The organism is Amycolatopsis sp. NPDC049691 (assembly GCF_040675005.1).
Classification (GTDB): domain Bacteria; phylum Actinomycetota; class Actinomycetes; order Mycobacteriales; family Pseudonocardiaceae; genus Amycolatopsis.
Map to the genome: position 1 here is coordinate 84,545 of NZ_JBFANX010000017.1, position 13,775 is coordinate 98,319.

Sequence of the window (13,775 nt, forward strand, 5' to 3'; positions counted from 1 at the left end):
TTTACTTGCCTCCCTGGACCGCGGTCAGCGTCTGCTGCACCGTCGGGCTGACTGTGTCGAGCACCGGCTTCGGGTAGAAGCCGAGGACGAGGACCAGCACGACCAGCGGGGCGAGGATCGCGATCTCCTTGCCACCGAGGTCGCGGATGGCCTTCTTCGCGCCCAGCTCCGGCGCGAGCGCCGTACCCGGGCCCCCGCCGACGCCGATCAGGGCGTCACCGCGGACCGGGCCCTGCATGACGCGCTGGTAGAGCCACAGGACGTACGCCGCGGCCAGGACCATGCCCACCGTGGCGAGGATCGTGTACACCGGCTGGTCCACGAACGCCCCGATCAGCACCAGGAACTCGGAGACGAACGAGTTGGTGCCCGGCAGGGACAATGTGGACAGACCGGCGAGCAGGAACAGCCCGGCCAGCAACGGGGTCACCTTGGCCATGCCGCCGTAGTCGGAAATGCGGGACGACCCGCCGCGCGCGATCACCAGGCCGATCACCACGATCAGCATGCCGGTCGCGATGCTGTGGTTCAGCATGTACGTCGCCGAGCCGACCATCGCCTGCTCGTTGAACGCGAAGATGCCGAGCGAGATGAACCCGAAGTGCGCGATGGACACGTAGGCGATGAACCGCTTCATGTCCCGCTGCCCCGCGGCGAGGATCGATCCATAGAGGACACCGATCACCGAGAGCACCAGCACCAGCGGCGCCAGGGTCTTGCTCGCGTCCGGGAACATCGGCAGGCAGTAGCGCAGGAACCCGAACGTGCCGACCTTGTCCAGCACGCCGACCAGCAGGACGGCGACGCCGATCGGCGCCTCCCCCGCCGCGTCCGGCAGCCAGGTGTGGAACGGCACCAGCGGCGCCTTGATCGCGAACGCCAGGAAGAACCCGAGGAACAGCCAGATCTGCGTGTGCAGCGGCGCGTCGCGCACCACCGTCACCAGCGTGGCCCAGTCGAACGTGCCCTTGCCGAGCTTGTCCGACGCCAGCGAGTACGCCCCGATCGCCGACGCCAGCATGATCAGGCCGCCGAGGAACGAGTACAGGAAGAACTTCACCGCCGCGTACTGCCGGTTCGCGCCGCCATAGCCGCCGATCAGGAAGTACATCGGGATCAGCATGATCTCGAACAGCACGTAGAACAGGAAGACGTCGGTCGCGGCGAACACGCCGATCGTGAGCGCTTCCTGCAGCAGGATCAGCGAGAGGAACCCGCCCGCGCTGCGGCCCGGCGGCAGCTTGTCCAGCGTGCCGAGGCCGCCGACGACGATCGGCACCAGCAGCGCGATCACCGCGATCATGATCAGCGAGATGCCGTCGGTGCCGAACGCGATGTGCACGCCGAACGTCGGGATCCAGTCGAAGCTCGACGTCTGCTGCAGCCGCGCGCCGGACGGCGAGTAGCTCGCCCAGAACGGGATCACCAGCAGGAACTCGAGGATCGAGAACCCGAGCGCGGTCAGCACCGCGGCGCGGTCGTTCCCCTTGAGGAACGCCAGCACCAAGGAGCCGACGAGCGGCAGCAGGATGAGGATGAGCAACCAGGTCATCAGGAGAACCTCACCAGCAGGAGAGCCGCCAGAAGCAGGAACGTGCCGCCCAGCATCGACAGCGCGTACGACCGGACGAACCCGGTCTGCAGCCGCCGCAGCCGGCCGGAACCGCCGCCGAGCCCGGCGGCGAGGCCGTTGACCGCGCCGTCGACGCCGCGGTTGTCGACGTACACCAGCGCCCGCGAGAGCCAGGTGCCCGGGCGGGCGACCAGCGTCTCGTTGAGGGCGTTGCCGTAGAGGTCCTTGCGCGCGGCGCGGGTGACGAACGAGACCCGCTGCGGCTGCTCGACCGGGACGTCACGCCGGAAGATCAGGTACGCGATGACGACGCCGAGCAGCGACACCACCACGGTGATCACCGAGACCACCCAGGCGTCGAGCGCCAGGTGGTGCGACTCCTCGATCGCGCCGACCGACGGGGCCAGCCAGGTGCTGAACCGGTCGCCGATGGCGAAGAACGCACCGGCGCCGACCGAGCCGACCGCCAGGATCGCCATCGGGATCCACATGACCGGCTTGGCCTCGTGCGGGTGGAAGTCGTGGCCGTCGGCGCTCTTGAGGTCCTTCCAGCGTTCCTTGCCGAAGAACGTCATCATCATCAGGCGCGTCATGTAGAACGCGGTGAGCCCGGCGCCGAGCATGGCCGCCCCGCCCATCACCCAGCCGCGCCAGCCGCCCTGGCCGAGCGCCGCCTCGATGATCGCGTCCTTGGTGAAGAAGCCCGACAGCGGCGGGATGCCGATCAGGGCCAGGTAGCCGAGGGCGAACGTCCAGAAGGTGATCGGCAGCTGCTTGCGCAGCCCGCCGAACTTCCGCATGTCGACCTCGTCGTTCATGGCGTGCATGACCGACCCGGCGCCGAGGAACAGCCCGGCCTTGAAGAAGCCGTGCGCGACCAGGTGCATGATTCCCAGCGCGTACGCGACCGGCCCGAGGCCGACGGCGAGCATCATGTAGCCGATCTGGCTGACCGTGGAGTACGCGAGGACCTTCTTGATGTCGTCGTAGGCACAGCCGATGACGCACCCGAGCAGCAGGGTCACCGTGCCGACGAGCGTGACGATCAGCCTGCCGTCCTCGGTGGCGTTGAAGATGTCCTTCGAGCGGGCCACCAGGTAGACACCGGCGGTCACCATCGTTGCCGCGTGGATGAGGGCCGACACCGGGGTCGGGCCTTCCATCGCGTCCGGGAGCCACGCCTGCAGCGGGAACTGGCCGGACTTACCGCAGGCGCCCAGCAGGAGCAGGATCGCCATCGCGGTGATCGCCGCCGGCGAGAACTTGCCGTCGGCGACCGCCTGGAAGACCTGCGCGTAGCCGGTCGAGCCCGCGTACTTGAACATGATGAAGATCGCCAGCGCCAGCCCGACGTCACCGACGCGGTTCATCAGGAACGCCTTCTTCGCCGCGGTGGCGGCGGACGGGCGGCCCTGGTACCAGCCGATGAGCAGGTAGGACGCGAGACCGACGCCCTCCCAACCGAGGTAGAGCGTCACGAAGCTGTTGCCCAGCACCAGGACCAGCATCGAGGCGACGAAGAGGTTGAGGTACGCGAAGAAGCGGTACCGGCCCTCGTCGTCGGCCATGTAGCCGATCGAGTAGTAGTGGATCAGCATGCCGACGCCGGTGATGAGCAGCACGAACGTCAGCGACAGCGCGTCGATCCGCAGCCCGAAGTCCACCTGCAGCGCCCCGACCGGGATCCACGAGTAGACCTTGACGTCGGTCGCCGTGCTCGTGTTCGCGCTGAAGAACAGGATCAGCCCGTAGATGAAAGCCAGGGTGACGGTGGCACAGCCGAGCAGATGCCCCCACGCCTTGGCGCGCTTCCCCGCCAGCAAGAGGATCAGGGCGCCGAGGGCGGGGAGGGCCACCAGCAGCCACGATGATGCGGTCACTCGGTGTCTCCTAGTACTTCAGCAGGTTGGTGTCGTCGACCGAAGCCGAGCGCCGGGTGCGGAAGATGGCCATGATGATCGCCAGGCCGACCACGACCTCGGCGGCCGCGACGACCATGACGAAGAACGCCATGATCTGGCCGTCGAGCCCGCCGTTGATCCGGGCGAAGGTGACCAGCGACAGGTTCACGGCGTTGAGCATCAGCTCGATGCACATGAACACGACAATCGCGTTGCGCCGCACCAGCACGCCGACCGCGCCGAGCGCGAACAGCAGCGCCGACAGCAGCAGGTAGTACGTGGGGGTCATTCCTTCTCCCCTTCCGAAGCACCCTCCGAGCCGACCAGCGCGTGCGCGTCCGGGTGCGGGCCCTCGTCCGAGACGAGCTTGCGTTCCTTCGCCAGCTCGATCGCCGAGGTGGACTCGATGATCGCCGAGAGCGACTCCGGGGCGACCGAGCCGTCCGGCAGCAGCGCCGGCGTCGCCACCGAGTTGGCGGTGGCGAAGACACCCGGGCCGGGCAGCGGCGAGGGCCGGTCGTGCTCGCCGCGGAAGCGCTCGACGACCAGTTCCTTCTGCGTCTTCTTGCCGCCCTTGCCGTGCCGGTCAGTGAAGGCCAGCACCATCGCGCCGATGGCGGCGGTGATGAGCAGCGCCGACGTCAGCTCGAACGGGAAGAGGTAGTCGGTGAAGATCAGCTTGCCGAGCCCCTTGGGACCGCCGCCCGCCGACGTCGTCGAGTCGAGCGGCGTCGCCGGGGTGACGTTCTCCAGCGCCCGGTAGATGCCGGTGGCCAGCAGCGCGGCGAGCCCGATGCCGAGCACCGTCGCCGCGAGCCGCTGGCCGCGGAGGACTTCGACGACCGAGTCGGAGCTCTCCCGGCCGACCAGCATCAGCACGAACAGGAACAGCATCATGATCGCGCCGGTGTAGACGATGATCTGCGTGAAGCCCAGGAACGGCGCCGACTGGATCATGTACAGCGCGCCCAGGCTGAGCATCGTCAGGACCAGCCACAGCGCCGAGTGGACGGCGTTGCGGGAGAAGATCATGCCGAGCGCGCCGAGCAGCGAAAGCGGGCCGAGGATCCAGAACGCGACGGCCTCGCCGGTCGTCACGCCCGCGGCCGCCCCGGTCGGGGCCTGGGCCAGGAGTGCGGCGATCACTTGACGCCCTCCCCGCGAGCCAGCTCGGGGCCGTTCACGTAGTAGTCCTGCTCGTTGTCGCCGAGCCGCATCGGGTGCGGCGGCTGCTCCATGCCGGGCAGCAGCGGGGCGAGCAGGTCCTCCTTCGTGTAGATCAGCCGCTGGCGGTCGTCGTCGGCCAGCTCGTAGAAGTTGATCATCGTCAGCGACCGGGTCGGGCACGCCTCGATGCAGAGACCGCAGCCGATGCAGCGCAGGTAGTTGATCTGGTAGTCCGCGCCGTACCGCTCGCCTGGCGAGTACCGGGCCTCCTCGGTGTTGTCACCGCCCTCGACGAAGATCGCGTCCGCCGGGCACGCCCACGCGCACAGCTCGCAGCCGACGCACTTCTCGAGGCCGTCCGGGTGGCGGTTCAGCTGGTGGCGCCCGTGGTACCGCGGGGCGGCGGGCGCGCCGGCCTCGGGGTACTCCTCGGTGGCGACCTTCTTGAACATCATCCCGAAGGTGACGCCGAAGCCCTTGACGGGATCAAGAAACCCCATCTTGCGCTCCTTCCTTTGCGGTACCGACGGCCGTCGGCTTGCGGCGGGCCGCCTTCGCCTCGGCCTTGGCCAAAGCCTTCTGACGCGGGGTGGTCTGCGGGACCTTGAGGTCCAGCGGCGGCACCGGGAAGCCGCCGCCGGTCACCGGTACGGTTTCGCTCTCTTCTTCACGGCTCGCCGCGCGGACGTAGAAGAACAAGCCGACGACGATGAAGATGGCGACCGCGGCGATGACGATGGTCACGGGCTTCCAGACGATGACCTTCGCGAAGGTCACCATGATGATCCAGACGAGGTTCAGCGGGACCAGGACCTTCCAGCCCAGGCGCATGAACTGGTCGTAGCGCAGGCGGGGCAGCGTGCCGCGCAGCCAGATGAACCCGAAGAGCAGGATGAACATCTTCGCGAAGAACCACAGCACCGGCCACCAGCCGGTGTTGAGGACGTTGTTCCCGATCAGCGACAGCGGCCACGGGGCCATCCAGCCGCCGAGGAACAGCGTCGTCGCGAACGCCGAGACGATCACCATGTTGACGTACTCGGCGAGGAAGAACATCGCGAACTTCATCGAGCTGTACTCGGTGTGGAAGCCGCCGACCAGCTCCGACTCGGCCTCGGGGAGGTCGAACGGGGCGCGGTTGGTCTCGCCGACCATCGAGATCAGGTAGATCACGAAGCTCGGGACCAGGTAGAGGAACCACACCTTGTGCTGCGCGCCGACGATGTCGGCCAGGTTCAGCGACCCGGCCTGCAGGATCACCGCGACGATCGAGAGGCCCATCGCGATCTCGTAGGAGATCACCTGCGCCGCGCTGCGCATGCCGCCGAGCAGCGGGTACGGCGAGCCGGACGACCAGCCGGCGAGCACGATGCCGTAGACGCCGATCGAGGAGCAGGCCAGGATCACCAGCGCGCTGACCGGCAGGTCGAGCAGCTGCAGCACGGTCCGCTCGCCGAAGATCGACACGACCGGGCCGAACGGGATGGCCGACAGCGCGATCAGCGACGGCACCACGCACATGACCGGCGCGAGGAAGTACACCTTGCGGTCGGCCGTGTCCGGGATGATCTGTTCCTTGAACGGCAGCTTGATCGCGTCCGCCAGGGACTGCAGGTAGCCGCCCGGGCCGACCCGGTTGGGGCCGGGCCGGTTCTGCATCCGGCCGACCGCCTTGCGCTCCCAGACGATCAGGAAGATCGTCATGATCGGCCCGATCAGCAGGATGACCACGCACTTGAGCAGGATCAGCCACAGCGGGTCGTCCGCCAGCAGCGCCGCCCGGGTGGCCGCGTCGGGAACGCTCCCGACGGCGGCTTCGGTCAGCAGCGGGGTCATTGCCCACCTCCAGCGAGGTTCACGACGGCGCCGTGCCCGGCGCCGAGCGTCTTGAACACGGCGGAACCGTCGGAGTTGCCCGGCAGCCACACGACGCCGTCGGGCAGGTCCGCGATCTCCACCGGCAGCGTGATCGCGCCGCGTTCGGTGCTCACCTTGACGGTCGTGCCCAGGCCTTCCGCGGTCTTCGCGGACAGCCGCGCGACCGGCGTGCGCTGGGTGCCCTTGAGGTGCGGCTCGCCGTCCTGCAGGGACCCGTTGTCGATGAGCTGGCGCCAGGTCGACAGGACCGCCTGGCCCGCGCCCGGGGCCTTCGTGGCGCCGCCGGCTTCCGCCTCGACGGGACCCCAGCGCAGCGCCGAGGCCGGGCCGAGCTTCTCGAAGTCGCCGCGCGAAGCCGCGGGCGTCTGCGTGAAGAGGTCGGCGTCCATCTCGACGGCGAGGGTGTCGAGCACCCGGCAGTCCGGCAGGGCGCCGGTGCCTTCGAGCGTGACGTCGAACGGGCGGGTGCGGCCCTCCCAGTTGAGGTAGCTGCCCGCCTTCTCGTCGGACGCGGCCACCGGCAGCACGACGTCCGCGCGCTCGGTCACCGCGCTGTGGCGGAGTTCGAGGCTGACGACGAAGCCGGCGTTGTCCAGCGCGCGCAGCGCGAGGTCCGGGTCCGGCAGGTCGAACGGGTCGACGCCGCCGACGACCAGGCCGCCGAGCTCGCGGGCCGAAGCCGCCCGCAGGATGCCGGCGGTGTCGCGGCCCGGCGTGGCCGGGATCGGGACGCCCCAGGCGTTTTCGACGGCGACGCGGGCCGAGTCGTCGCCCACGCGGTGCCCGCCCGGCAGCAGCGTCGGCACGCAGCCGGCTTCCAGCGCGCCGCGGTCGCCCGCACGGCGCGGGATCCACGCGAGCCGGACGCCGGTGCGCTCCACCAGGTCGTGCAGCGCCGAGAACAGGCCGGGCACTCCGGCAGCGCGCTCGCCGACCAGGACGACCGCGCCTTCGCCGCGCAGGGCCTCGTCGAGGTCCGGTGCGTGCTTGGCGATGCCTTCGACGGCCGCGGCCTCCTGGCCGGGGACGCAGGCGAGCAGCTCGCCGAACGTCTTGCGCACCGACGACGTCGTCCACTGTCCCAAGTGGACGACCCGGGTGCGGTTCTTGCGGGCCGCCTTGCGCAGCCGCAGGAACACGATCGGGGCTTCGTCCTCGGGCTCGAACGCGACGCACAGGACCGTGCGGGCCCGCTCGATCTCGCGGAAGGTGACACCGGACTCCGGCGTCACGCCCACGACGTGCGAGGTGAGGAACGCGAGCTCCTCGGCCGAGTGCGGGCGGGCGCGGAAGTCGACGTCGTTGGTCTGCAGGGCGACGCGGGCGAACTTCGAGTACGCGTAGGCGTCCTCGACGGTCAGCCGGCCACCGGGCAGGACGCCGACGCCGCCGTTCGACCGGGCCGCGGTGAGGCCCTCGGCGGCGACGCGCAGCGCGTCGGTCCAGGACGCCTCTTCCAGCTCACCGGTCTCGGCGTTGCGGACCAGCGGACGGCGGATGCGGTCCTCGGCCGTCGTGTAGCGGAAGGCGAACCGGCCCTTGTCGCAGATCCACTCCTCGTTGACTTCCGGGTCGTCGCCGGCCAGCTTGCGCTGGACCTTGCCGCGCCGGAAGTCGGTGCGCTCGGCGCAGCCGGACGAGCAGTGCTCGCAGACGCTCGGCGAGGACACCAGGTCGAACGGCCGCGACCGGAAGCGGTACGCCGCGCTCGTCAGGGCCCCGACCGGGCAGATCTGGATGACGTTGCCGGAGAAGTAGCTCTGGAACGGCTGGCCGGACGTCGTCCGGGAAGCCAGGTCCAGGACGTCCGCCGTCTCCGCGGTGCCGATCTGCTGGTGCGCGCCGCGTTCGAGGAGCTCGATGAACGGGTCGCCGGCGATCTCGCGGGAGAACCGGGTGCAGCGCTGGCAGAGCACGCAGCGTTCGCGGTCGAGCAGCACCTGCGTGGAGATCGGCAGCGGCTTCGGGAACGTCCGCTTGGTGTCGACGAACCGCGACTCGGGACGGCCGTGCGCCATCGCCTGGTTCTGCAGCGGGCACTCGCCGCCCTTGTCGCAGATCGGGCAGTCCAGCGGGTGGTTGATGAGCAGCAGCTCCATCACGCCCTGCTGGGCCTTGTCCGCGACCGGCGACGTCAGCTGCGTCTTGACGACCATGCCGTCGGCGACGGTCATCGTGCAGGACGCCTGCGGCTTCGGCATCGGGCGGCCGCCCATTTCGACCTCGACCAGGCACTGGCGGCAGGCGCCGGCCGGGTCGAGGAGCGGGTGGTCGCAGAACCTCGGGATGACCGTGCCGAGGCGTTCGGCCGTGCGGATGAGCAGCTCGCCCTTGGGGGCGATGACCTCTTCGCCGTCGATGACCAGCTTGACGTGGCCCTCCGGGACCGGCGTCTCGGTGGTCTCTGGCTTGTCGGGCGCGATCGTCATGCCTGCGCTCCCACGAGTTCGGGCTTGGTCTGTTCGTGCCGGTTCGCTTCGCACAGCGCGAGGAACTCCTCGCGGAAGTACTTGATGCCGCTCTGGATCGGCGACACCGCGCCGTCACCGAGGGCGCAGAACGACCGGCCGAGGATGTTGTCGCAGACGTCGAGGAGGGTGTCGATGTCCTCCTCGGTACCGTGGCCCTCGACCATCCGCTCGAGGATCTGCGCCAGCCAGTACGTGCCTTCGCGGCACGGCGTGCACTTGCCGCAGGACTCGTGCTCGTAGAACTGGGTCCACTTCATCACGGCCCACGGCACCGACACGGTCTCGTTGAAGACCTGGACGGCGGTGGTGCCCAGCATCGACCCGGCTTCCGCCGCGCCTTCGAAGTCCAGCGGAACGTCGAGGTGCTCGGCGGTGAACATCGGGGTCGACGAGCCGCCCGGGGTCCAGAACTTGAGCGGGATGCCGTCCTTCATGCCGCCCGCCATGTCCAGCAGCTCGCGCAGGGTCGTCCCCAGCGGGCACTCGTACTGGCCGGGCTTCTCGACGTGGCCGGAGATCGAGTAGATCTTCGGGCCGGGCGACTTCTCGCGGCCCATCTCGCGGAACCAGCTCGACCCGCCGTTGACGATGAACGGCGCGCTCGCGATGGTCTCGACGTTGTTGACCGTGGTCGGCGCCGCGTAGAGACCGGCGGCCGCGGGGAACGGCGGCTTGAGCCGCGGCTGGCCACGACGTCCCTCGAGGGAGTCGAGCAGCGCCGTCTCCTCGCCGCAGATGTACGCACCCGCGCCCGCGTGGACGGTGATCTTGAGGTCGAAGCCCGAGCCCAGAATGTTCTCGCCCAGGTAGCCCGCCGCTTCGGCTTCGCGCACGGCCGCGTTGAGGCGGCGGATGCAGTGCAGGGCCTCGCCGCGGACGTAGATGAAGCAGTGGTTGGACCGCATCGCGTACGAGGCGATGATGCAGCCCTCGATGAGCGAGTGCGGGTCCGCCATCATCAGCGGGATGTCCTTGCACGTACCGGGTTCGCCCTCGTCGGCGTTGATCACCAGGTAATGCGGCTTGTCGAAGTTCGGCGGCATGAACGACCACTTGATGCCGGCCGGGAAGCCCGCGCCGCCGCGGCCGCGCAGGCCGGAGTCCTTGACCAGCTGGACGAGCTGCTCCGGCGTCCCGGCGAGTGCCTTGCGGACGGCGGTGTAGCCCTCGAGTGCCTCGTACGTCCCGATCTGCCAGGAGTTCGGGGACAGCCAGCGCTTCGTGAGGACGGGGGTAATGGGATCGGCCATTACTTCTTCTCCACTTCTGGCAACGGAACGTCCTGAGCCGCCGGGGCGACCCAGCCGCGCTCCTGCGCGAGCTTCGCGCCCCGCAGCGTCTCGACGGCCTGCGACGGGCCGTCGACGTCCCGGCGGTAGGCCGCCTCGTCCTCCGGGAAGAACCCGGCGAGCTGCAGTTCGGCGCCCTTGAAGTTCGTCAGCGGCGCACCGCGCGTCGGGGCCGGCTTCTTGCCCGCCTGCAGCGCGTCGACCAGCGCGACGGCCTTGTCCTCGGTCTGGTTGTCGAAGTACTCGTAGTTGACCTGGATGACCGGCGCGAGGTCGCAGGCCGCGAGGCACTCGGCGTGCTCGAGGGTGATCGAGCCCGGCTCGTTCGGCGTGCCCGCGGTTTCGTTGTGCCCCAGCGGTTCCGCTTCGGACCCGAGGTGCGTCTGGAGCCGCTTGTAGATCGCGTCGCCGCCCATGGCCGCGCACAGCGTGTTGGTGCAGACGCTCACGAGGTGCTCGCCGCACGGCTTGCGCTTGTACATCGTGTAGAACGTCGCGACCGCGCTGACCTCGGCGTCGGACAGGTCGAGCTGCTTCGCGCAGAACGCGATGCCCTCCTGGCTGACGTACCCCTGCACCGACTGCACGAGGTGCAGCATCGGCAGCAGCGCCGAGCGGGACATCGGGTAGCGCGCGATCAGCTCCTGCGCCTTGGCGTGGATGTCCGCGTCGAAGATGTCCTCGAGGGGCGTCTCGGTGATGATGCCGGCGGCCACTTCCGGGTCCGGCGCGATGGCGACGACGTCGGTGTCGGGCCCGGCCGCGGCGTGCGTCGTCGCGGAGTAGTTCGGGCCCGGCTCGGGAACTGCTGTGGTCATCGGTCCACTCCCCCCATGACGGGGTCGATCGAGGCGATCGCGGCGATCACGTCCGCGACCAGGCCGCCTTCGGCCATTGCGGGCATCGACTGCAGGTTCACGAAGCTCGGTTCGCGCACGTGGACCCGCAGCGGCCGGGTGCCGCCGTCGGAGACCAGGTGCGCGCCCAGCTCGCCGCGCGGTGACTCGACCGAGGTGTAGACCTGCCCGGCCGGCACCTTGAAGCCCTCGGTGACCAGCTTGAAGTGGTGGATCAGGGACTCCATCGACTGGCCCATGATCTTCTTGACGTGCTCGAGCGAGTTGCCCATGCCGTCGCTGCCGATGGACAGCTGCGCCGGCCACGCGATCTTCTTGTCCTCGACCATGACCGGGCCCGGCTCGAGCTTCTCGAGGCACTGCTCGATGATCTTGAGGCTCTCGTGCATCTCGTGGACGCGGATCAGGTAGCGCGACCAGCAGTCGGCGCCGTTGTCCACGGGCACGTCGAAGTCGAACTCGTCGTAGCAGGAGTACGGCTCGGTCTTGCGCAGGTCCCACGGGAGACCGGCCGACCGCAGCACCGGGCCGGTGACGCCGAGCGCGAGGCACGCGTCGACCGGCAGGTACCCGACGCCCTTGAGCCGGTTGCGCCAGATCGGCTGGCCGGTGAAGAGCTTGTCGTACAGCGGAAGGCGCTTCTTCATCGTCTTGATGAACTCGCTGACCTTCTCGTGGTAGTCGGCCGGCATGTCCTGCGCGAGGCCGCCGGGCCGGATGAACGCGTGGTTCATCCGCAGGCCGGTCAGGTGCTCCAGCAGGTGCAGGACCTCTTCGCGCTCGCGGAAGCCGAGCGTCATCGCGGTGGTGGCGCCCAGCTCCATACCGCCGGTGGCGATGTAGACCAGGTGCGAGCCGATGCGGTTGATCTCCAGCAGCATCACGCGCAGCAGCTGCGCGCGGCGCGGGGCCTCGATCTGCAGCAGCTTCTCGACGCCGAGGCAGTACGCCATCTCCGTCGACAGCGGGGCCAGGTAGTCCATGCGCGTCACGAACGTGACGCCCTGGGTCCAGGTCCGGTACTCGCAGTTCTTCTCGATGCCGGTGTGCAGGTAGCCGATGACCGACCGCAGCTGCGTGACGGTCTCGCCCTCCATCTCCAGCACGAGCCGGAGCACGCCGTGCGTCGACGGGTGCTGCGGGCCCATGTTGATGACCATGCGCTCGTCGTGCTGGGCGTCGGCGATGACGTCGTCCCAGTCGCCGCCGGAGACCGTGTAGACGCGGCCTTCGGTGGTGTCGCGGGAATCCGCGTAGCTGACGTCGTCGGTGCTGTCGCTGCCTTCGGCCGTGGTCGAGGTGCCCGTCGTGACGTCGGACAGGTTCTCGGTGCTCACGAGTACGACCTCCGCTGGTCCGGCGGCGGGATCTCCGCGCCCTTGTATTCGACCGGGATCCCGCCGAGCGGGTAGTCCTTGCGCTGGGGGTGGCCGTCCCAGTCGTCCGGCATGAGGATCCGGGTCAGCGCCGGGTGGCCGTCGAAGACGATGCCGAACATGTCCCAGGTCTCGCGCTCCTGCCAGTCGGCGGTCGGGTAGACCCCGACCAGCGACGGCACGTGCGCGTCCTCGACGTCGAGGGTGACCTCGAGGCGGATCCGGCGCCGGTAGGTCAGCGACGTGAAGTGGTAGACCGCGTGCAGCCGTTGCGGGACGTCGACGCCGTAGTCCACCCCGGACACCGAGGACAGCAGCTCGAAGCGGAGCCCGCCGTCGTCGCGCAGCGTCTTGGCGATCTCGACCAGCTTCTCGCGGTCGACGTAGAAGGTGATCTCGCCGCGGTCGACCGTGGTCTGCAGGATCGACTCGGCGGGGATCTTGCGCTCGGCCAGCGCCGCGTAGAACTCGTCGGCGAACTGGTCGAACCAGCCGCCGTACGGGCGCTCGGCCGGCGCGGGGCTGTAGGCCGGGAGCCGGACGCCGCCGTAGCCGGAGGTGTCGCCGGTGCCGGAGACACCGAACATGCCGCGGCGTTCGCGGCCGGTGACGACGGGTTCGGCCGCGCCCGGGCCCTTCGCCGTCAGGCCGGTTTCGGCGCGCTCGGCGCTCGACTGCTCTTCGCCGGGTTGGGGGTTCTCAGTCATCGCTCTACTTCTTCGCGTACTTGATCGACGACGCGACGAGCTCGGTGCGGGCCCCGCTGGCGGCGCGGATGGCGGCGCGGCGGGCGTTGATCGGCTCGTCCTGGATCTTGGCGTGCAGCTTGAGGATCGCGTCCAGCAGCATCTCCGGCCGCGGCGGGCAGCCGGGCAGGTACATGTCGACCGGCACGATGTGGTCGACGCCCTGGACCACGGCGTAGTTGTTGAACATGCCGCCGGAGGAGGCGCAGACGCCCATCGCGAGCACCCAGCGCGGCTCGGCCATCTGGTCGTAGATCTGGCGCAGGACCGGGGCCATCTTCTGCGTGACGCGCCCGGCGACGATCATCAGGTCGGCCTGCCGCGGCGTCGCGCTGAAGCGCTCCATGCCGAAGCGGGCGATGTCGTAGCGGGAACCGCCGACCGTCATCATCTCGATCGCGCAGCAGGCGAGGCCGAAGGTCGCGGGCCAGAGCGAGTTCTTGCGCGCCCAGTTGACGAGGCCTTCGAGGCTGGCCAGCAGGATGCCGTTGGGGAGTTTCTCTTCGAGGCCCATGGG

Annotated in this window: 12 protein-coding genes; all 12 read right to left on the bottom strand. The window is 69.3% G+C overall.

The genetic code is table 11. The features are described from left to right. Position 1: 1 nt before the first annotated feature. Genes AB0J40_RS32745 through AB0J40_RS32800 form a run of 12 tightly spaced genes read right to left on the bottom strand, consistent with a single transcriptional unit; the run spans position 2 to position 13,772 of the window. Positions 2-1,552, bottom strand: coding sequence for an NADH-quinone oxidoreductase subunit M (locus AB0J40_RS32745; RefSeq protein ID WP_364460750.1), 1,551 nt, complete (start codon positions 1,550-1,552; stop codon positions 2-4). Then, positions 1,552-3,453: an NADH-quinone oxidoreductase subunit L gene (gene nuoL / locus AB0J40_RS32750; protein WP_364460753.1), complete on the bottom strand. Its 1,902-nt coding sequence runs from the start codon at positions 3,451-3,453 to the stop codon at positions 1,552-1,554. The genes AB0J40_RS32745 and nuoL overlap by 1 nt, the downstream gene beginning before the upstream one ends. Positions 3,454-3,463: 10 nt before the next feature. Continuing rightward, the gene (gene nuoK / locus AB0J40_RS32755; protein ID WP_003081840.1) at positions 3,464-3,763 is read right to left on the bottom strand and encodes an NADH-quinone oxidoreductase subunit NuoK; all 300 of its coding nucleotides are present in this window, start codon (positions 3,761-3,763) and stop codon (positions 3,464-3,466) included. Then, a complete protein-coding gene (locus AB0J40_RS32760) occupies positions 3,760-4,620 on the bottom strand; it encodes an NADH-quinone oxidoreductase subunit J (RefSeq protein ID WP_364460756.1) in 861 nt (286 codons plus the stop codon). Before AB0J40_RS32760 ends, nuoK begins: the two co-directional genes overlap by 4 nt. Continuing rightward, positions 4,617-5,141 carry an NADH-quinone oxidoreductase subunit NuoI gene (gene nuoI / locus AB0J40_RS32765; RefSeq protein WP_364460759.1) on the bottom strand — a complete coding sequence of 175 codons (525 nt, stop codon included), beginning with the start codon at positions 5,139-5,141 and terminating at the stop codon, positions 4,617-4,619. The genes AB0J40_RS32760 and nuoI overlap by 4 nt, the downstream gene beginning before the upstream one ends. Then, positions 5,128-6,477, bottom strand: coding sequence for an NADH-quinone oxidoreductase subunit NuoH (gene nuoH, locus AB0J40_RS32770; RefSeq protein ID WP_364460762.1), 1,350 nt, complete (start codon positions 6,475-6,477; stop codon positions 5,128-5,130). Before nuoH ends, nuoI begins: the two co-directional genes overlap by 14 nt. Beyond that, on the bottom strand, positions 6,474-8,948 hold the full coding sequence (locus AB0J40_RS32775; RefSeq protein ID WP_364460765.1) for an NADH-quinone oxidoreductase subunit G: 2,475 nt from the start codon (positions 8,946-8,948) through the stop codon (positions 6,474-6,476). The genes nuoH and AB0J40_RS32775 overlap by 4 nt, the downstream gene beginning before the upstream one ends. After that, the gene (gene nuoF / locus AB0J40_RS32780) at positions 8,945-10,240 is read right to left on the bottom strand and encodes an NADH-quinone oxidoreductase subunit NuoF (protein WP_364460768.1); all 1,296 of its coding nucleotides are present in this window, start codon (positions 10,238-10,240) and stop codon (positions 8,945-8,947) included. The genes AB0J40_RS32775 and nuoF overlap by 4 nt, the downstream gene beginning before the upstream one ends. Beyond that, positions 10,240-11,097, bottom strand: a complete 858-nt coding sequence (gene nuoE / locus AB0J40_RS32785) for an NADH-quinone oxidoreductase subunit NuoE (RefSeq protein WP_364460771.1) — start codon at positions 11,095-11,097, stop codon at positions 10,240-10,242. The genes nuoF and nuoE overlap by 1 nt, the downstream gene beginning before the upstream one ends. Continuing rightward, positions 11,094-12,473, bottom strand: coding sequence for an NADH-quinone oxidoreductase subunit D (locus tag AB0J40_RS32790; RefSeq protein WP_364460774.1), 1,380 nt, complete (start codon positions 12,471-12,473; stop codon positions 11,094-11,096). The genes nuoE and AB0J40_RS32790 overlap by 4 nt, the downstream gene beginning before the upstream one ends. Next, positions 12,470-13,219 (bottom strand): NADH-quinone oxidoreductase subunit C, encoded by a 750-nt coding sequence (locus tag AB0J40_RS32795; protein ID WP_364460777.1) that lies wholly within the window; start codon positions 13,217-13,219, stop codon positions 12,470-12,472. The genes AB0J40_RS32790 and AB0J40_RS32795 overlap by 4 nt, the downstream gene beginning before the upstream one ends. Positions 13,220-13,223: 4 nt before the next feature. Beyond that, positions 13,224-13,772: an NADH-quinone oxidoreductase subunit B gene (locus AB0J40_RS32800; protein WP_086678877.1), complete on the bottom strand. Its 549-nt coding sequence runs from the start codon at positions 13,770-13,772 to the stop codon at positions 13,224-13,226. Between the last annotated feature and the right edge of the window lie 3 nt (positions 13,773-13,775).